This is a genomic window from Psychrobacter muriicola 2pS, assembly GCF_904846535.1.
In the GTDB taxonomy this organism is placed as follows: domain Bacteria; phylum Pseudomonadota; class Gammaproteobacteria; order Pseudomonadales; family Moraxellaceae; genus Psychrobacter; species Psychrobacter aquimaris.
Genome location: NZ_CAJHBC010000002.1, coordinates 110,730 through 130,829 on the forward strand (window position 1 = coordinate 110,730; position 20,100 = coordinate 130,829).

General features: G+C 42.3%; 14 protein-coding genes and 1 pseudogene. 10 read left to right on the forward strand and 5 right to left on the reverse strand.

The window, feature by feature from the left end:
* Positions 1-324: 324 nt before the first annotated feature.
* The 9 genes and pseudogenes from pilG (at position 325) to JMX93_RS02875 (ending at position 13,744) form a co-directional block, all read left to right on the forward strand.
* Positions 325-702, forward strand: a complete 378-nt coding sequence (gene pilG, locus JMX93_RS02835; protein ID WP_021813722.1) for a twitching motility response regulator PilG — start codon at positions 325-327, stop codon at positions 700-702.
* 280 nt (positions 703-982) lie between these two features.
* Positions 983-1,345, forward strand: coding sequence for a response regulator (locus JMX93_RS02840; protein WP_193013378.1), 363 nt, complete (start codon positions 983-985; stop codon positions 1,343-1,345).
* Positions 1,346-1,348: 3 nt separating this feature from the next.
* Positions 1,349-1,879 (forward strand): chemotaxis protein CheW, encoded by a 531-nt coding sequence (locus JMX93_RS02845; RefSeq protein WP_055124771.1) that lies wholly within the window; start codon positions 1,349-1,351, stop codon positions 1,877-1,879.
* A gap of 312 nt (positions 1,880-2,191) precedes the next feature.
* A pseudogene (locus tag JMX93_RS02850) lies at positions 2,192-3,472 on the forward strand (methyl-accepting chemotaxis protein); the annotation flags it as partial.
* Between the two features lie 114 nt (positions 3,473-3,586).
* The gene (locus JMX93_RS02855; RefSeq protein WP_499203794.1) at positions 3,587-4,555 is read left to right on the forward strand and encodes a CheR family methyltransferase; all 969 of its coding nucleotides are present in this window, start codon (positions 3,587-3,589) and stop codon (positions 4,553-4,555) included.
* Between the two features lie 30 nt (positions 4,556-4,585).
* Complete coding sequence (locus JMX93_RS02860) at positions 4,586-11,542, forward strand: Hpt domain-containing protein (RefSeq protein ID WP_499203795.1); 6,957 nt, start codon at positions 4,586-4,588, stop codon at positions 11,540-11,542.
* Positions 11,532-12,536 (forward strand): chemotaxis protein CheB, encoded by a 1,005-nt coding sequence (locus JMX93_RS02865; protein WP_499203796.1) that lies wholly within the window; start codon positions 11,532-11,534, stop codon positions 12,534-12,536. The genes JMX93_RS02860 and JMX93_RS02865 overlap by 11 nt, the downstream gene beginning before the upstream one ends.
* Positions 12,537-12,553: 17 nt before the next feature.
* Positions 12,554-13,069 (forward strand): hypothetical protein, encoded by a 516-nt coding sequence (locus tag JMX93_RS02870; RefSeq protein WP_496191087.1) that lies wholly within the window; start codon positions 12,554-12,556, stop codon positions 13,067-13,069.
* A gap of 147 nt (positions 13,070-13,216) precedes the next feature.
* Positions 13,217-13,744, forward strand: a complete 528-nt coding sequence (locus JMX93_RS02875; protein WP_198332117.1) for a cytochrome b — start codon at positions 13,217-13,219, stop codon at positions 13,742-13,744.
* A gap of 197 nt (positions 13,745-13,941) precedes the next feature.
* Here JMX93_RS02875 and minE read toward each other — a convergent pair whose 3' ends face one another.
* The 5 genes from minE to yihG all read right to left on the reverse strand — a co-directional run bounded on the left by minE (position 13,942) and on the right by yihG (position 18,819).
* Positions 13,942-14,232: a cell division topological specificity factor MinE gene (gene minE / locus JMX93_RS02880; protein WP_193013372.1), complete on the reverse strand. Its 291-nt coding sequence runs from the start codon at positions 14,230-14,232 to the stop codon at positions 13,942-13,944.
* On the reverse strand, positions 14,232-15,047 hold the full coding sequence (gene minD, locus JMX93_RS02885; RefSeq protein WP_193013371.1) for a septum site-determining protein MinD: 816 nt from the start codon (positions 15,045-15,047) through the stop codon (positions 14,232-14,234). The genes minE and minD overlap by 1 nt, the downstream gene beginning before the upstream one ends.
* Before the next feature lie 451 nt (positions 15,048-15,498).
* Positions 15,499-16,347 carry a septum site-determining protein MinC gene (minC, locus tag JMX93_RS02890; RefSeq protein WP_499203797.1) on the reverse strand — a complete coding sequence of 283 codons (849 nt, stop codon included), beginning with the start codon at positions 16,345-16,347 and terminating at the stop codon, positions 15,499-15,501.
* Between the two features lie 126 nt (positions 16,348-16,473).
* Positions 16,474-17,523 carry a hypothetical protein gene (locus JMX93_RS02895; RefSeq protein ID WP_406947335.1) on the reverse strand — a complete coding sequence of 350 codons (1,050 nt, stop codon included), beginning with the start codon at positions 17,521-17,523 and terminating at the stop codon, positions 16,474-16,476.
* Positions 17,524-17,856: 333 nt separating this feature from the next.
* Positions 17,857-18,819 (reverse strand): 1-acylglycerol-3-phosphate O-acyltransferase, YihG family, encoded by a 963-nt coding sequence (gene yihG, locus JMX93_RS02900; RefSeq protein ID WP_499203798.1) that lies wholly within the window; start codon positions 18,817-18,819, stop codon positions 17,857-17,859.
* Positions 18,820-19,168: 349 nt separating this feature from the next.
* Here yihG and JMX93_RS02905 point away from each other — a divergent pair, with 349 nt between their 5' ends.
* Positions 19,169-19,822: a YiaD family glycine zipper/OmpA-like lipoprotein gene (locus tag JMX93_RS02905; protein WP_193013367.1), complete on the forward strand. Its 654-nt coding sequence runs from the start codon at positions 19,169-19,171 to the stop codon at positions 19,820-19,822.
* Positions 19,823-20,100: the final 278 nt, after the last annotated feature.

Genomic DNA, 20,100 nt, shown 5'->3' on the forward strand with positions numbered 1-20,100 from the left:
ATAAAAGGTGAGTTAAACTGCTTTAAAGCAAATACGGTTTCAGTAGGCGATAATAAAGGCAAAATAAGTCGTCTAAAAAGCCAGATATTTGGTGCAATTTAGTAAGCTTATTAATTAGAAAGTGCGTATAGTAACCCATGTTGACGCTCTGTTTGACAGGCCGATACTGGCAGATGATATGTTGGCTGCCATAACACATGGTAATGCAAATTTAGCGGCTCGTATCAATCGAATAATAAATGATATGACAAGTTGAAATAACCGTTAAAGTCTTGCATTGATGGATAGTATTAAGAATAAATAGTCGTTTATAGGACACTGATAATGGAAAATAATTTTGATGGTTTAAAAGTAATGGTGATTGATGATTCAAAAACCATTCGCCGTACTGCAGAGACTTTATTACAAAAAGCAGGTTGTGAAGTTGTGACTGCCATTGATGGTTTTGATGCTTTAGCAAAAATTGTCGATAACAATCCAGATATTATTTTTGTTGACATCATGATGCCGCGTTTGGATGGCTATCAGACTTGTGCGCTGATAAAAAACAACCCTGATTATGCCAACAAACCTGTAATTATGTTGTCATCTAAAGATGGTTTATTCGATAAAGCACGTGGTCGTATTGTGGGTTCAGATGAGTATTTGACCAAGCCGTTTAGTAAAGATGAGCTGTTTGAGGCAATCAACCAGTACCGCTAATATAAATAAATCCACTTGTAGACATATCATCAAATGTCGTCTTACAAGTTGGTATGATTTATGCATAGATATGCTTTATATAATCAGATAAATTGGGCTAGGCATTGCGGTCAAGGGACTTAGTATTAGCAAAATATGACTAATAACGGCTCAACATTTAATCGCAACTGTTAAGAGAGTTACTCTGCCATGCATTTGTGGCGTGCTACTTTCAGTCGGGTTGTCTCAATAATATAACAAAATATCCTTATGGATATTTTCGAAAATAAAGGAAATCCCTATGACTACTGTTTTAGTCATTGACGACTCGCCATCTGAGATGGCGAAATTTCGCGATATGCTGGCTAGACATAATTTTAAAGTATTAGAGGCCATAAATGGTGAACAAGGGTGTCAGATGGCCATTGATCACTTACCAGATGTTATTTTAATGGATGTGGTTATGCCTGAAATGAACGGTTTTCAGGCCACTCGAAAAATTACTAGAGGTAAAACCACTGCTCATATTCCAGTGATTATGATCAGTACCAAAAATCAGGAAACCGATCGAGTTTGGGGAAAGCGCCAAGGCGCTAAAGAGTATATGGCCAAGCCCGTTGACGAAAATGAATTGGTTAATATCATTCGTAAAGTAATGGAGTAGATTGTGGCTTCCAGAGGGTTTATTGAGCTTCTGCGTTTAGCAGACTTGGCACGTGCGCGCAAAAGTGGTCGCCGCGGTGGACAAGAGTATGACTGGCAAGGTGTGGTATTCGAGATTGGCGGGCAGCGGTTAGTTGCACCGATGGGTCAAGTATCAGAAGTATTGGCCATGCCAGAGTATACCAGCTTGCCTCTAGTGAAGCCTTGGATGCTAGGCATCGCCAATATCCGTGGACGCCTATTGCCAATCACCGATTTGTCCCAGTTTCTACAGGTTCCTAGTCGTTTAACGCAAATGAGCCAACGCAAAGTCATTGTCATTGAACATGACAATCTCTTTTCAGGACTGCTAGTCGATCAAGTTATTGGGATTGAACAATTTACGCATGATCAATACCGTGCAGAAGCTATAGAGCCTAATTCGCCCTTTGCCCCTTACAATCACGGTAAGTTCTTTAAAAATGAGCAAGATTGGTATGTTTTTATGCCAAGCTTGCTCGCACAAGATCTGCAGTATACAGATGCTGCAATATAGCAGTCGATAACAGCGATTGGGCTGCTATAACGATGACGAAATAATAGCGAATGACATGATACGGTTGGATGTCAGTATTCATACAGGCTTTGCTAATCACTGTTGTTTTTATAACAATAAGATTGTCAAAGTCAGTCACGATGAGACTTTGATGATTGTTTGAAAGGAATACGTACGATGAGTGATGTTATAAAGAAACCTGTAGCTGGTACGACCAATACAACAGCGGATGGCAAGGACGCTAACAGCAAGTGGAAATTGTTGTTAGGGTTTTTTGTGCTAATAAGTTTGGCCTGCCTGATTTGGCTAGTCAATTCGTTATCGTCAGTAAGTCAGTACTTGGCTGATTTTAATCAATCCGTTACTTTACCAGCGATTATATTTGTCGTAGGGGTATTAGGTATCCTCTTTGCTCTGTATCAGCTACTGAAGCAGCGTGGGGGTTCAGAGCGTCTACTCATTGAAAAAGAAACCTTGCGTCGTCGTCAGGAAGCAGAAGCGGAATCTGAGCGAGCCCGTCAAATTCAAGAAGAAAACGAACGTAACCAGATTGCTATTCTGCGTTTACTTGATGAATTGGGTGATTTAGCAGAAGGTGATTTGACCGTTAATGCCACAGTATCAGAGGATTTTACTGGCGCAATTGCTGACTCAGTGAACTTTGCGATTGACCAATTACGTCAATTGGTTTTGGTTATCAACAACACGGCTGACCGCGTTTCGCAGTCTTCAGATCAAACACAGATGAATGCGGTTGAACTTGCTGAAGCATCTGAGCACCAAGCACAAGAAATTGCTGGTGTATCAGCGGCTATTAATGAGATGACAGTATCGATTGACCAAGTTTCGAACAACGCCTCAGAATCGGCGACCGTTGCCCAGCGCTCAGTAGCCATCTCTCATAATGGAGCAGAAGTTGTACAGCGCTCTATTGAAGGTATGAACGTTATTCGCGATCAGATTCAAGAGACCTCAAAACGTATCAAGCGTCTTGGTGAATCTTCGCAAGAAATTGGTGATATCGTTGGTTTGATTAATGATATTGCTGACCAGACCAACGTGTTGGCATTGAATGCGGCTATTCAGGCATCGATGGCAGGTGAGGCTGGTCGGGGCTTTGCGGTTGTTGCCGATGAAGTTCAACGTCTTGCTGAGCGTTCAGCTAACGCTACCAAACAGATTGAAACATTGGTAAAAACCATTCAGGCAGATACCAACGAAGCGGTTATGTCAATGGAATCTACGACCTCTGAAGTTGTGCGCGGTGCACGTTTGGCAAAAGATGCTGGTGAAGCCCTAGAAGAAGTGCAGAGCGTTTCTAGTACCTTGGCTGATTTGATTCAAAATATTTCAAACGCCGCTTTGCAGCAGGCCGAGTCAGCTGGTCACATCTCTCATACGATGAATATTATTCAAGATATCACCTCACAAACCTCTTCTGGCACGATGGCAACAGCACGTTCTATCGGGGAGCTGAGCGAAATGGCTGCAGCACTACAAGAGTCAGTCACTGGTTTTAAAGTATCAAACGATGATGAGCTACTAGAAAACGAGATGTTAGATACCGAAGAAACGTTATCAGCAAGTGTGTAATGATAAGTGTGAATATCAAGTAAGTGTTAGATGACTGACCGTATTTAAATGAATGTGTTAATTAACATACTGTGCAAATAACGATGATTTGCAGCAGTGACTATAGCAGGTGACGTGAATAATTTTACTCAACCAGACAGCAATCCTATTACAGCAGTTAAACCCTTATTGATTAAGGGTTTGTTGCAGGTAGACAGTTTTGATGTGCAGCAGTGGCAACGATATATAGAACAAGAAATTGGTTTTGTTCTACCCAATGTCCAGTTGCAATGGTTGATAAATGCGATTGAACATACGGCATTATCACATGGATTGACAGTTGAAAAACTGTGGTATCAACTACCAAAAAATGATGAAATACGCCAGCAGTTATTAGATAAAGTACTAATTCACGAAAGTCGTTTTTTTCGTCATATGCCTTCTATCGATTTTGTCACAAAATGTGCCTTACAGTATCAGCAACTTACTGCTACCAGTCTTGATAGCGTTCATAACAATGATTCTAATGATTTATTTCGCATTTGGAGTGTTGGTTGTGCTAGTGGGCAGGAGACATGGTCGTTGGCGATGAGTTTGGCTTCTGAACGATTGGTGAATTATACGATACTGGGTACAGATGTCAGCCAACAAGCCATTACAAAAGCGCGATTAGGGCAGTATGACAAGCGGCAGCAATCGTTAATTCCAGAAGCTTGCCAGCAGTTCGTTCAGCCATTGCGAGCTAAGCATGATATCAGTCAATCGCACTTTTATAAGGTATCTACTGTAAAAAAGGCGATGACTAGCAATCAGACAGACTGGCAGATTGCGCCATCGTTGCAACGCTATGTTAGCTTCGCTTTACACAATATTATTGAGCAAAAACCACCTACTTCACACCTTCAGCATGTCATCATCTGTCAAAATATGCTGCTATATTTTCGCAAGTTTGATCAACGTGATATTTTAGCAAGGCTATCAGAGCAGTGTGCGTTAGGTGGATATATTATATTGGCTCCAGGTGAGGCGTTGTTTTGGCGTCCTTCGAATATGCGCCGTATTGCGCACCCACAGGTTAATGTGTGGCAAAAAATTAATGTCTAAATTAGTGCCTAGACAAGTTAGGATGACCCTATGAAAAACCAGCCCAATGACATAGTGACGCTTGAGTGGTTATTACCACTGTTTAATCAGCAATTATCACAGATATCTGATGGCTGGCAGTTAGACGCTGATAGCACTGATTACGATCAGATGGTGCAACATTATCATCAGGTCGGTGGCGCGCTAACGATGATTCGTCTTAATTTATTAGCAGATCTTGCTAATAAACTGAGCTTGCTAGCAGAAGTTGGCAGTCGCGATCGTATTTCTGCTAATGACCGCCGTATTGGTCAGTTTTCTCATCGGTTGTTACAGCGTGGGTTGAATCAATACGCACGTACGGGCAATCACCACACTACTTTAATTGACAATGCCGCTGACAAGCTTACTCAAGCATTGTCGAAATTAGGGATAGCGACAGACACCTTTACCCGACTATCGAACACTCAGCATAAGAATTTAAGTAATCATGCTATCGATGATCATATTATCGATAGTATCGAAGTGATGATACCTGCGAACAGAACCGCGACGCATTTAGCTGATTATCACTATCAACAATTATTGCTGGTTTGGCGACAGCAAGTACAAGCGTTATTGAGTGCCAATACCAATCAACCTTCCTTATTAACGGTATTAAAAAAAGTCAGCCAGTATTTATGGCAGACGACTCAGGATGATGACTTACAACGCCTTTGGTACTTAACGGAACTGTGGCTAAATGACCTTGCTCATAATGATACCCCTTTACCTGAGCATTATGTGCCACTGTTAAGTCAGCTGGATCAAGTAATAGAATCCCGTACTCAGCAAAATGAATTGTCATCAGGCGTTATTCGAAGCTTGATCATAAGTGTGTATATCGAACTAAATAGCCTTGCACAAAGTAGCAAGCGCACTCAGTCAGTCCTAAATGATTTATCACAAACCTCATCAACGGTATCACGCTTTTTACCACGTATACTCAGCGAGCTTGAGACACTTATCTTTACTCTAGATAAGCCAGACATGCTTCTCATTCCTTTACAGAAAATACAAAGTCAGCTCGAAGGTCGAGGTTGGACTTATTATGTGTCGCAAATATATTTAATTATTACAGACATAGAGCAGGCTTTATCATCAGAAACAGGATTTGCACAAGAACAATGGCAGATTGAGCGCCAGCTTCAAGAGCTATATAACGCTATCTATCACACCGAACAGACGATATCTCTCAAGATAGGGGAAGCCGCCTCTTTTACGACACTATCTGCAACGTTTGAAGGTATTGAGACGCAGTCGGAAGAAAGTCCTGCAAAGGCTCCTGTTGTTGGAAGTTTACGTGAGCTGCGCATTGCGGTAGAAGATGTCAAACAAAGCTTCCACGAATATGTACAGCGTCAAGATATTGATTTATTGCCCATGGCTGCTGACTTTACCCATATTGGTGATGCCTTTGTCGATATGGGGTTACCCGCGATTCGCCAAACCATGAACGACATGGCCAGCATATTTACACAATTGACCATTCATGAGATTGACGTGCTCAGTTGGGATGTGACTCAGGCATTGGCTGAAGGACTAACGTCTATTGAGTTGTTGCTTGATTACCTTGCGCAGCAGGTTTTTGATCAGAAATTATTAACGCGGGCAAATGAGTATACCGCTAAGGCCGCCGAGCTTCTTACTCATTATATTGCAGCGCCAGAGACGATCAACGATACTTTCCTTACCCAAAAATCCGTAGCGACCAACGTATTGCGTTACGATGACAGTGGCGAGATTGCTCCTGTTAGTAGTCAAAATGACGTTGCTAACCACGCTTTGACTGATGCAGAGGTGAATAATGAAAGTGTGGTAGGGCAAAATACCGCTGATGGTGATAGTACGGAGAGTGACGCACTAACGCGTGCTCGTGAGCAAGTTAAGCCTGATAATTTTGAGATGGATGCAGATATCCGTGACATCTTTATTGAAGAGGTGACGGAAGTCATTGCTGATTTAGAAGACTTTCTACCTATCTGGCAGCAAGACTCAAAGGATTTAACCCCACTAACTGAAGTGCGTAGAGGGTTCCATACCTTAAAAGGCTCAGGACGTATGGTTGGGGCTTTTAGCATCAGCGAGATGGCATGGTCAATCGAAAATCTGCTCAATCGCCTTTTAGATAAGACGCTGCCTGTCACAGACGAAGTGGTAAAGCTGGTGATGGATACGGCCAAACGACTACCCGCATTGGTGATAGATTTTGAAGCGCAACAATCTCCAAGCTTTGATTCTGCTGTCACTATTTTACAAAGCCATAACCTCATAGCACAGCAACCTATCAATTTGGGGCTGACCATATTAGATCCTGCAATTGCTGATTCTGCAGCAACATTCGGTAATCAATCTTCTGCCTCATCACCTGACTCAGAATCAGCCTTAGCATCAGAGCTATCTCATCCAATGATTGATGGTGCTGAGTTGCTAAGTGCTCTCGACATGGCTAATGAGTCAAACGAGACAACTGCTGATAGCGCAAAGAGCCCTACGGTTGCCTCATTATCTGCTATCGATATTCCACCGATACTCGAACCTTTTATGCAAGAAACTGAGCAGCTATCGGCGGATGCTAATGATGCAGACCCTGATATCAAAGAGATATTTTTAGAAGAAGCTGATGAAGTATTGGCTGAGATCGTACCTTTATATGAAGATTGGCGATTATTGCCAGCCGACTTAAGCGGATTGGTGGATATCCGTCGTGGGTTCCATACTTTAAAAGGTTCCGGTCGCATGGTCGGTGCGAATTATACTGCTGAGTTGGCTTGGGCCATAGAAAATATGCTTAATCGCATATTGGATCATAGCGTGACTGTCTCAGAAGATATGCGTCAGCTTATTGCCGATGTGTTAGCTGCTTATCCTGCGATGCTAACGGTATTTGAAAATGACAGTCAAAGTTATCCAGCGATGGTGCCTTTATGGATCGCATGCGCTAATGCTTACAGTAAACAGCAAGGTGATGAATTTAGCTATTCTACTTTATATGAGCAAGCGTTAAACCGTTCTAAGCCTGATACAATCCAAGCCTCAGTAGTATCTTCTGCTATTGATGAGCATAGTCCCACTCAAGATAATCCTAATAAAGCCATAGATACGACGCTGCAGACGATTAATTCTGTCAATGAAATGATAGCAGAAGCGCCTATTCATTTAGCACCGCAAAGCGAAGAAGAAAAAATGTTTTGTGAGATTTTTATCGACGAAGCAGAAGGGCTATTGCAAGATATTGACCAATTCGTTGATGAGCATCAAGATCAGCCTTACATTGAAGTAACGGATGAGATTGTACGTGCATTTCATACTTTGAGAGGGGCTTCAGGTTCTAGCGCTTTAGCAGCTATCAGTGAGGTTAGCGCAACTATAGAGCATAGCTTAGAGTTACTACAGCAGCAAGATACGGCCATGAACGCTCAACACTTAGAGGCATTGGCTAAGTCTGCTACGCTGATGGACGGTTATTTAAACAACTACAAGCAGAACCTTCAGCCACAAAATATATCAATCGAAGACGCGCAAAGTCAGCAAGACATAGCTTCATTGCAAGCCATGCTTGGTGAGCAATACGTCATTAGCGATGATAAGGTCGCGGCTGATAACAAACCAACGATAGAGCAGTTGTTAGATAATAATATTGATGAATTACTGGATGCTGAGTGGGAATTAGATGACGCACTTAACCACTCTGAGACAGCGCATGTTCAGAGCTATATAGCGCAGCAAATATCACAAATAGCTTACTTAGCCAATAAAGCAGAAGCGTTTCCAAAATTCACCTCTATTCTTAATGAGTTAGGTCACGCTTATGCCTATTTGAACGATAATATTGATACAGCAAGGAATATCGATACCCAAGCTGTTTTACATGCCGGTCATGCTCAACTGGTTAGTTTGTTCGATGCATTGGCTGGTAGCACGTCATTGAAAATTGACCAACAAGTTATTGCAGATCTACAGCGTATTTACCAAGACGATGATAGCAGTGGTGATGAGGGTGTCTTTGTCGTGCGAGCCATTGCAGCAGCTGAGCTACAGCTTGAATCTATTGATACGGATGCTGAGCTATTAGAAATATTTTTAGAAGAAGCTCAAGAGCTTGATGCCGCGCTAGACGAGAGTTTTAATAAGTGGCGTGCTGATATCAGCAATATTAATGCATTAAAGGTTTTACAGCGCCATCTGCACACTATCAAAGGTGGTGCGCGAATGGCAGGTATTCGTAGTATTGGTGATCTGACCCACGAAGCTGAAAGTGTCTATGAAGCATTTGTAGAGAATAGAAGAACACCGACAGCACAATGGCTTGAAATAATGCAAATGGTGCAAGACACAATGTCATTGCAAGTACTGCATATCGTAAATTACAAAAAATCATTTTTTGCCTCAGCACTGATTGAGCAGCTACAACAGTTTGTAAAAGCCCAATCCTTGCCAGAAACGGTAGAGCTCATCATACCTATACCGAAAAACCACTTCGAACCTGAAGCACAAAGTAGGGTGACTAACAACGCTCACCTCAGCGATGAAGTATCGGATACCCTGAGCCTAGACATGATGATTAAACAGTCATGGGCGAATGGCTTGCCAGATCCTGATATATTGTCGGTGTTTTTAGAAGAGGCTGAGGAGCTCACCAATCGTAATAAGTATCTGCAACTGTTCTTAAAAGATACCAATAATACAACAGCGTTACAGGCATTACAGCGTGATTTGCATACCATCAAAGGTGGTGCACGAATGGTCACTGCAGCGGGTATCGCTGATCTGGCTCATGAAATGGAATCAGTTTATACAGATTTTGTAGATAATCGTCGTCCTGCAACCAAAAAAGTATTGGAGTTGCTGGTTGCCAGTCATGACTGGCTTGCTGATGCGATATCCATCCTTAGACAACATGTCAACCCACCGACGCCTGCATTATTAATTGAGGCATTGCAGCAATTTGGTAAAAACCCTGACAGCTTAAAGCAGATACCTAAAGAGTCCCTGCAATCGCAGCATGAAGCGCTCTTTATTGCTAGAGAGCAACAAGACTCACAGTATCTGGCAAAAGATATTAGTGAAATGCCCTCTATGCTCAGCAGTACGGGTGAGGAAGATCAGAGTGCCAATAATAATGAGATGATTCGTATCTCAGGTGGTTTGATCGAGCATATGATTAACCTGTCTGGTGAGTCAGCCATCAACCGTGCTCGTATCGACATGGGCATGAGTAGCTTGACCAACAGTATCGAAGATATGGGTATTACAGTACAGCGCTTGGCGGATCAGTTACGCCGAATGGAAATTGAGCTTGAGGAACAGATCTTGTCGCAGATAGACGATGAGCTGATTAATCACGAAGGGTTTGACCCTCTAGAGATGGATCAATATTCTTCTTTAAATCAGTTATCCAAATCTTTGACAGAGTCAGCTTCGGATTTGATTGATATTAATCATACATTATTAGAAAAGACGCGCGATAGTGAAAGTCTTTTGTTACAGCTGTCTCGTACGCAGACCGAGTTACAAGATGGGCTTATGAATTCGCGTATGGTGCCGTTTACGCGCTTAACGCCACGTCTTGAGCGTATCGTACGACAAACTGCCAATGAGCTGAACAAATCTGTTGAACTAACGATCATCAATGCCGATGATGAGATGGATAGAACCATTCTAGAGCGTATCACTTCACCGCTTGAACATATGCTCCGTAATGCCGTCGATCATGGTATCGAAAATACCTCAACACGTTTAAAAGCAGGTAAAGAGCGTAGTGGGCGTATTACTCTTGAGGTGAATCGAGAGGGTAGTGAGATTGTTATCCAGTTAATAGATGACGGTCGCGGCATCGATGTAGATGCAGTACGTAATAAAGCCATTTCTCAAGGTTTGATTGATGCAAATGATAATAGCCTAACTGATCTTGATATTATGCAGTATATTTTCCATGCTGGATTGAGTACCAGTAAACAAGTGACGCAGATTTCTGGACGTGGCGTGGGCATGGATGTCGTTATCAGTGAAATTCGTCAATTAGGCGGCGCCGTATCGGTTGTCTCAGAGCTGGGTAAAGGCTCATGCTTTACGCTGCGCTTGCCACTGACGGTTGCGGTATCTGATGCTTTGGTTGTTCGTGCAGCGGATCGCTATTATGCAATACCATTGGTACAGATTGAGCGTGTGGTACGGATTAACCCAGAAAAGCTTTATGACTATTACCAGTCAGGTGATGCAACATTAAACTTTGAAGATGTGGATTATCGGGTACGTTACTTAAATGAGATTTTGTCAGGCAATGAACTGAATGAGCTGGTCGTTAATACCAATACCAGTTTGCCGCTTATTATCATTAAGAACCGTACGGGACACAATATTGCATTGCAGGTCGATCAGATTGCAGGGTCACGTATTGAAGTGGTGGTCAAACCTTTAGGGCAACAGTTATCGAATCTACCAGGTATTTCAGCAGCTACTATCATGGGCGATGGCTCGGTCATGCTTATCTTAGACTTGATTGCTTTGATGCGTAATGCGCAGCTGGTTAAAAATATCTCGCAATCTGCTGATTCTAAACGAAATCGTCTAGCATTTAAGTCCACTATTTTAGTCGTGGATGACTCCGTTACCGTACGTAAAGTGACGTCACGTTTCTTGGAACGCCAAGGGTTCAATGTGGCGGTTGCAAAAGATGGTGTCGATGCGATTGAGATCTTACAAGACATGATACCAGACATGATATTGCTAGATATTGAAATGCCACGCATGGATGGCTTCGAGGTGGCAACTCAAGTCAGACATAGCAAGCGCTTGCAGCATATTCCAATCATCATGATCACATCACGTACAGGTGAAAAGCATCGTGAGCGTGCATTAGAGATTGGCGTGAATGATTACATGGGTAAGCCATTCCAAGAACAAGAGCTACTTAATAAAATCCAGCACATACTGGGTCAAAAGGTCAGCTTGACTTATGAAGGATAATGCACGTGTTTTGGCGCTGAGAGAAAAAAATAAGGATGACATTAAGGTGATGGTGGTGTCAGAAGACCATCATCAGCGTATGGCCTTTTCAGATACTGTACGCAGTTGTGGCTTTAGCCTTGTTGGCTGTATGTCACGGGCGCGACTGCAAGAAAAACAGGGGCGCTCTGAAACCGCGATTGATATCTGGCTGATAGATAGTGATTATGATGACAGTGTGGTAACCGCGACCACGGCGTCTAAACCTGCTGCGGTGTTGGTGGGTTTTAGTCAAGCGCCTTACCTAAATGAAGCACCGCAATATGCCAAATGGCAGCGCAAATTAAAGCGTAAACTGGCACATATGCTTGCTTTGCCCGTTTTAATGGATGCACCCGTGCACAAACTTGATAATGCTGATGTGAGCTGGCGCTATGTAGTATTTTTAGGGGCTTCTATGGGTGGGCCGAGTGCCATAAAAGAATTTTTGGATAACTTGTCGGCGACGCTACCGGTTTGTATTTTGCTGGCGCACCATTTTAATAAAACGATGATTGGCACACTACCACGCATTTTGAATCGCCATAATGACTGGCATTGTCAGGTTATTACCTCTTCACAGCGTTTAAGAGCAGGCCATTGTCTTATAGCCCCTATTGATAAGCAAATTGTCTGTGATTCGACAGGTCGAGTCATATTGCTCGAGCAAGCTTGGGAGGGTGAGTATAAGCCAGCTATTGGTCAGATTCTCAAAAATACCAGCGACGTTTATGGTAGCGAGCTTATCAATATTATATTTTCCGGTATGGGGAATGATGGTTCGCAGTATTTGGATCTCATTCAAGAAAATAACAGTCAATTGTGGGTACAAGATCCCAGCTTAAGCGCTTGCCCGAGTCAACCTCAGGCGATTATTGATTCAGGGTATTGTGGTTTTATTGGCAGTCCAGCAGATTTAGCACAAAAACTAACAGACTATATTGATGACAGATTAGTAGTAGCCTCTTTGCATTAACTGATTGTGAGCGATGTATGAAACAAATTTTGAAACATTCGTTTGAGGCAGTGAGTTTACTGACCACAAATAACGGTATGCTGGATGTCACTATTGTGCCAGCATTTAACCAACCTGATTGGCTTATTCCAAGTAGCCTGATTTTGAGTGTGGATGATTATAATGAGCGCACGGCAACCTATGAGTGGCAGCAGCAAAAGGTAGAGGTGTGTCATTTGCTACCACAGGAGCAAATGCCAGATACCATGATTGTATTAGAGGGTAATACTGCAGATCATCGCTTAGCTTTACAAACGGCAGGCGCACTGCACCACCGACAAGTGCGTATTTCTGAAGTCAAAGATATTGAGGTTCCTGAAGAATTCAACACCCCTGAGCAGCTTGATAATATAGACAGCGACAAAACAGCCCTACCTTTTGATGAAAACGTTATGCTATCCTATCTTTTCCAAACGGTTATCATCGATGATAAAGCTTATTTGGTGCCTGACTTAGATAAAATTGCGCATCAGTTGGTCGATTTAAACAGTTAGCTTCTCGCTTATATTTGGGTTGGTTTTCATTATCAAGCGAAAGGGGGTTACCCAATCACTTCGATAATTGCTAAGCGCTGAATGAGTGGCTGTTTTGTCTATAACATTGATGATAGATAATTAGTGATGAGGGTAATAGGACAGCTCATGAATAGTACCAATTCAAATGTGTCAAAGTGGCCAGTCAGCAGCCGGATATTTCACTGGATCAGTGCAGTTTTACTGTTGGTTACGTGGATAATGATTCTGTTGTACGATAATCTGGATAACAATCTTTATATTGGGTTGCATAAAGCTTTTGGCATCAGTTTGTTATGTTGGATGATAGCACGGGTGCTTAATCGCGTACTTACTAAGGCACCGCCACCTGTACCGATGCCGAAGTGGCAGTTATTAGCCTCTAAGCTGTCGCATTTTGGCTTATATGCCTTATTAATTGCAATGCCAATGGCTGGTTTGCTGATGTCTGTTTATGGTGGGCGCCCCGTCGATATTTTTGGCTTGTTTCAAATCCCTGTATTTGTCACACCAGATAGAGGGTTGGCACGCTTTTATAATGATCTGCATACCGATATTATTTGGCCGACCATTATTGTATTTACACTCATTCATATCGGTGCTGCTCTATATCATCAGTTTGTCAAAAAAGACAATTTGATAGCACGTATAAAATAGTGGGTATCAAAACAGTCGTGGGCTGCTACAGACAATCCTACTATTTTATACAATACAAAAAAGCCCTAAGTCATGACACTTAGGGCTTTTTGTCTTTCTAAGACGGACTAAATTTAACTAGCAAAAAAGTCGTGAAAGTACGCTATTTATTAGCTTGATCAAATTTGACGTAGCCAAGCATACTTCTTAGACAGATATTACTTTTTGTGCTCAGGTAAACTGATATTCATTTCTAATACGTCTAAACTGTCCTCAGAACGATGATTGATATTCACATCATCAATCTGTACGCCGTTGACGTATTTGTTAACCACTTCTAAGATCTCACGTTTCATTTTTTCGATACGATCAGCTGTTAAGCGGTTGTTTAAGCGATTTTCGCTCGCAACGATAACCTTAAGACGCTCAGTAGCCAAATTAGCGCTACCTGCGCTACTACTGTCGTCAGTACCGAATAGGCTACTCCAAAATCCTTTTTTCTTCGTCATCATTGACCTCCAAACCAGCGCTGTAATAGACTCTTTTTCTTCACATCAATATGACGTAGTGGGCGTTCTTCACCTAAGAAACGGGCGACGATGTCATCATAACATTGACCAGCGACCGAATCAGTATAATGAATAACTGGCTCACCATGGTTAGATGCTTCAAGTACTGAATGACTTTCAGGAACGACCCCAAGTAACGGAACTTTTAGGATGTCATTAGAAATCGTATCAATGTCCATCATCTCATTGGCCGCTGCGCGCTCGGCATTATAACGAGTGATAATCAAATGCTCACGTACAGAGCCTTGGTTTTCTTCAACCTTTTTGGTCTGGCTTTGCAAGATACCAATAATACGGTCTGAGTCACGCACTGAAGAAATTTCAGGGTTAGTGACGATGATCGCTTCATCAGCATGGTACATGGCAAGCTGTGCACCGCGCTCAATACCAGCAGGTGAATCACAGATAATATAATCGAACTGTTTAGACAGCTCAGACATGACCTCTGCCACTCCTTCGTCTGTCAGAGCGTCTTTATCACGCGTTTGACTGGCGGGTAGGATATACAAATTTTCAAGCTGTTTGTCTTTAACCAGTGCTTGCGACAAGCGTGCGTTACCGGTGATGACATCAACAAAATCATAAACAATACGGTTCTCACAACCCATGATCAAGTCTAGATTACGTAGACCTACATCAAAATCGATAACGACTGTCTTATAGCCACGCAATGCTAAACCTGCAGCAAAAGAAGCGCTTGTCGTGGTTTTGCCCACACCGCCTTTACCTGAAGTGATTACAACTATCTTCGCCACAATGGCACACTCCTATGAATCAATGGGATATCTTTTATATAAATAAATAGCGCAATTGCAGATTATTCACATGCTATGTATACACTACCTGCGAAGGTAGCCTAGCATAAATAAACAAAAATTTATAGCACGTCCATAGCAAAGCAGAAAAACAACTTATATATGGATCACAAAGCATTGCTACCTAAAATTTGCTGGCCGATATTACCTATTGTGAATAATAAAATAGACGCCTACGAGTAGTGTAGATAGTGGCAGAGCTAGCGATTCATCATAGAACAGTTTTGTTAAATAAACTTACTATAATATTAAGTGCGCTGTCTAAGTCTCTATCATGGAGATTTTGGCACTAAGCTTTTTCAATAAGCGTCATGTCTTATGAGATTCAGCTTAGTCTGTCTACATTTTTAAAAATTATGGACACATTTATTGTTCTTAATGGCCAAAGCATTTAAGCGTCATCCATTACGGTAAATACCAAGCCTTCGCCTTCTACAAATCTTACTTGTACAGATTTATCAATCACGTGCTCAGGTAAGTTGTCTCGTAAGCAATAAGTCCCTGCAACGGATACTAATGAGGGATTAAAGACCTGACAAAAAATACGGGCATCTTTGTCACCAGTTGCGCCAGCAACCAAGCGACCTTGGGCACGGCCGTAAACGTGCAAGCTATTATCTGTAATCGCTTCCGCGCCGCTATTGACACTATTGGTCAAAATTAAATCACCGCCAACGTGATTCAGGCTCTGTCCTGAGCGTAGCATTTGATCATAAATTAGGCTGGTAATGTGCTGAGCGCTCATCAGCGTTTCTGCTGTGGCGTTTGCTATCGTTGTTTCTGTATTCGACTCGCTGATGGCTGCGGCATCATTGTTACTGGCTGAATTGCTACCGGCTGAGTCTGTACGCTTATCATCGGGAGCTTTGTCCACTTGAGTCGCAGCTTTCTTGCTGGGTAAGATACGCTCAATACGTTTGCCATCAGCAGGGAAGATGGCCAATCGCTGCTCTCGGGCTTGCGCATCTAGTGTACCGGTCACGACGCCGATAGGCTGCAAGCCCCACGACCATAAAAGCTCTACTAATGCTGATAGATCTTGTTCGACCTCGCTATCAATGAGGATGGGGATGTTGCTAGATTTATTACTAAGCGTTGCGGCAAGCTGGGCGTCTATCGCGCTTAAATCATCTGTGCTAAATTGTAAACGTGAAAAAGTCAGCATCTTGCCATAAAATGCCAATGCTGGTAATGCTGGTGCGGCGCTTGAGCCTTGGGTGTCATTATCTGAAACTGTCATATATAAATCCTCAAGAGATAATTCTGTCGCTGTATTCACGGTGTTATTTTTATTATTGAGTCATACCATTCATTTGATTGCCAAGCCTAATATCTTGTAGGTAAGGCGTGCTATTAGCAGTATGGATTATAGATTAAGCATTTCTTGATGCTTCCATTGCTGCACTTTTACCTGCGCTTCAAATTCAGTCAAACTGTCATCAATGATACTCGAAATTAAGGTATCTAACGCAGTATTATCAGTATCGATACTAGCAATACCATTGGCAATTGCTACCATTAATGAGTCGAGACGCTCAGGATCTAGAAGGCGTTTATTCAATGCGTAAACGACGTTTTCACCTATATTGTGACCGACGTGTTGCAACTGTGATTCAATCAAGCTACCGGCAATCGGTATCATACGTAGGTAGCGACGTAGCTCAGGCGTATTGGCCAAACCTTCTTCAATAGCATTACCCATCTCGCTTGCCAGTATACTGCCGCCGCCTGACGATGCCGTCAACTCCTGCAGTTTTGGTGCTAGCTCTGAGCGCAGTATCGACAGTACTGCTGCCTCAATCTCGTTACGATTACGAGCTATCGTTGATTCAATAAAGGATTTATGCGTTTTAGGATCGGTCAGTTGCTGCCGAAAGTTTTGGATAGTCGTCAATATGACGCGGTCGGACAGCTCTTCTAACAGTAAGTCGATATAAAACCTAATCCGATTAATCCATGGCTGCGGCAGCACTTGGTAACCAAGTTGGTATAAACGTCGCCCAATGATGACCGCTCGGAATAAACGTAAGGCACGTAGCTGCGGAAAGCACCCTAATACCTCATACCAATGGACAAAAGGAAAAAAGAACCAGCGATAATAGACGTTTTGTTTAATCGCAATCGCCCAACGTAGCAGTAGTTCAAAGATCAAAAATAGGGTGAAAAATCCACCAGCGGTACGTAAAGGCTCATGTAAGGTATTTTGATACCAGTTGAGAGCATCGCTAATACTGAGCCATCCCGCTGCATTGCTACTAAAGCTACTCATCAAGATAGCGTCGATACTAATCAATAATAGATCGATACTGATAGCAATAATCATCACGATATCGTAAGTAAGTTTCAAACGATTTGGCGTTGGTCGGTTTGGCGGTGGCAGCGTATTATCGGGCCGGCTAGGCGGCTGATTGGGCACAGGCGCTGAGTCTAGAGGCAGGCTAGTAGAAGAGGAAGCGGGCACAGTCAAACCTTATAAATGATAAATAGCACGAAAAATAAGCGGCTCAAATAGTACAGGGCTATCAAGTCACTAATGGTCAAAAAGTCATGAGCTCATGACTATTCACATTATCAATGAATAGAGCCAAAAAACAACCCATCTTTCATTATAATTACGCATTATCATTTACAGCTGGTATTTACGAGTTGGTATTTAACCTTAGCGTTTGAAACAACAGTGGTCAATCGTGGTTCTAAAATGACCTAAAGTAACTCACTGCTGTGTACCGTTGCTCTTTTAACGATGTCTCTAAGTATTCGGAGCTTTAGGGTTTGTTTCAAACTCAGCCAGCATATCGGTAATACGCTGGTCTTTTTCGCGCCAGATTTTCTCAACCCAATCAAACATTTGTGATTTTACCTCATCATCGTTTTCGTAGCCCCCATTTTGAATTCCAGCAAACAATGAGTCAGGCATCTCGATATATCTAACATCAACGCCCAAGCGCTTGATGTTTCCTTTCCACAAATCCCCATAAGTCGGTACACCATCAGGATAAACAATGGTCATATCTAATATGCCATCGATGTCTTCGCCTAGCGCGTTAATTGCTAAAGATAGGCCGCCTGCCCGTGGCTTCAATAAGTGAGTATAAGGAGACTGTTGCTTTGCATGCTTGGCTTTGGTGAAACGTGTGCCTTCTAAGTAATTTAACAAAGTAAACGGCTTGTCTTTTAACAGGGCACAGGCGCGTTTGGCTTCTTCGATGTCTTTGCCTTGTAGAGCAGGGTTCTTAGCGATGGCTTCTTTAGAATGCCGACGCATCATTGGGAAGTCTAAAAAGTAAAAAGCTTGACCCACAATCGGAATGTAAATTAGTTCAAATTTGGTAAAAAAACGTGTGAGTGGCAGGCGTTTTTCGCCAATATATTGCACGATACTGGTATCGACCCAAGACTGATGATTACTGACCAGCAAATATTTGCCATTGATGTGAACGTCATCGGGTAAGCTGATACGCCAATCTTTACGCGGCAACATGTCATCGATCAAGGCACTGTTGCTACTGATCCAATAAGTAGCAATTTTGATGACTGCTTTGTCCGCGATAGGAGCACCAGTGATGACTTTGCCGACACCCATTAACCATAAGGGGATACTACCACCGAAGCTGTTGGCTGCAATAACACCAGTCGCTGTCGCAAGTGAAACGGCTTTGCCTAATTTAGGGTTGCGCTTGTGTATTTTTCGAATAGTAGATGTCAATCGCATGCTAAATCCTTCTCGGTCAGTCTTATTAGTATATGAATTATTCATTGCCAGTTCTATTGCATAATTTTAGCAGAAACGGCTCAGAGTGTACGAGTGTAAACGTGACTTGTGATAACATCTTATGATAATGAATAGCCAAAGGTGACCAGACAAACTTATCCAATCACTGTGAAAGCCTCATTAAAGCATTCTGCACTTCTCATACAGAGGTGTGACAAAATATTACACATGGTTAGATTGTAATTGCCATAATAATGACGAGTGTATACAAGCACCTAGACGGAATTAACAGAAAATATTTATAAAAAGCACACTTTGTCTATAATTTTTAAACTTAAGAGGAAATATTATGCGTAATACATTAATGATTGCAGCAGTAGCGTCAGGTTTGGTTCTTAGTGGTTGTGCTACTGATCCAAACACTGGACAACAACGCTTGAACAAAACTGCTATTGGTACATTGGCAGGTGCTTTAGGTGGCGGTGTTATTTCAAAAGCAACAGGTGGCGATAACACAGGTCGTGATGCCGCTATCGGTGCAGCACTAGGTGCGGGCGTTGGTTATTATATGGAGCGTCAAGCCAAGCAGCTTGAGCAGCAAATGGCTGGTACGGGTGTAACGGTTAAGCCCAATGCGAACGGTAATATTGATCTAGTAATGCCAGGCAACATCACATTCTCATTTGATGATGCGACTTTAAACCCATCATTTAGACCAACACTTGATAAGCTTGCAGCAACGCTAAATGAGTATAACCAAAACACGATAACCGTTGCTGGTTATACTGATAGCACAGGTTCTGATGCTTATAACCTGAAGTTATCACGTGATCGTGCTTATGCAGTAGCGAACTATTTAAGCGCACGCGGTGTGGCTTCTAGTCGTATCAATGTCGTCGCTTATGGTGAGTCTCGTCCAATTGCTGATAACAGCACCGAGTATGGTCGTCAGCAAAACCGCCGTGTTGAATTAACGATCAATGCGCCAAGCAGCGTACGTTAATTCAGCTGATAGTTTGGCTGTCATTATAGTCTTGAAAAGGTCAGTGATAAACTGGCCTTTTTTTATGTCTGATATTTAGGTTTTAAATTCAAAATGATTTTAGGTGTTACGATTCCGTTAGCTTCAAATCAATTTAGAGCTGTTTTTCGTATTTTTATTTATAAGACAATCGTTAGCTAAATGGTTATATTAATATTAATTAAATATTGATAATGATTATCAATAACACTATAATTTATAAAGCTTTGTTATCGTGGCGATACTAGGGCAGATTCTCA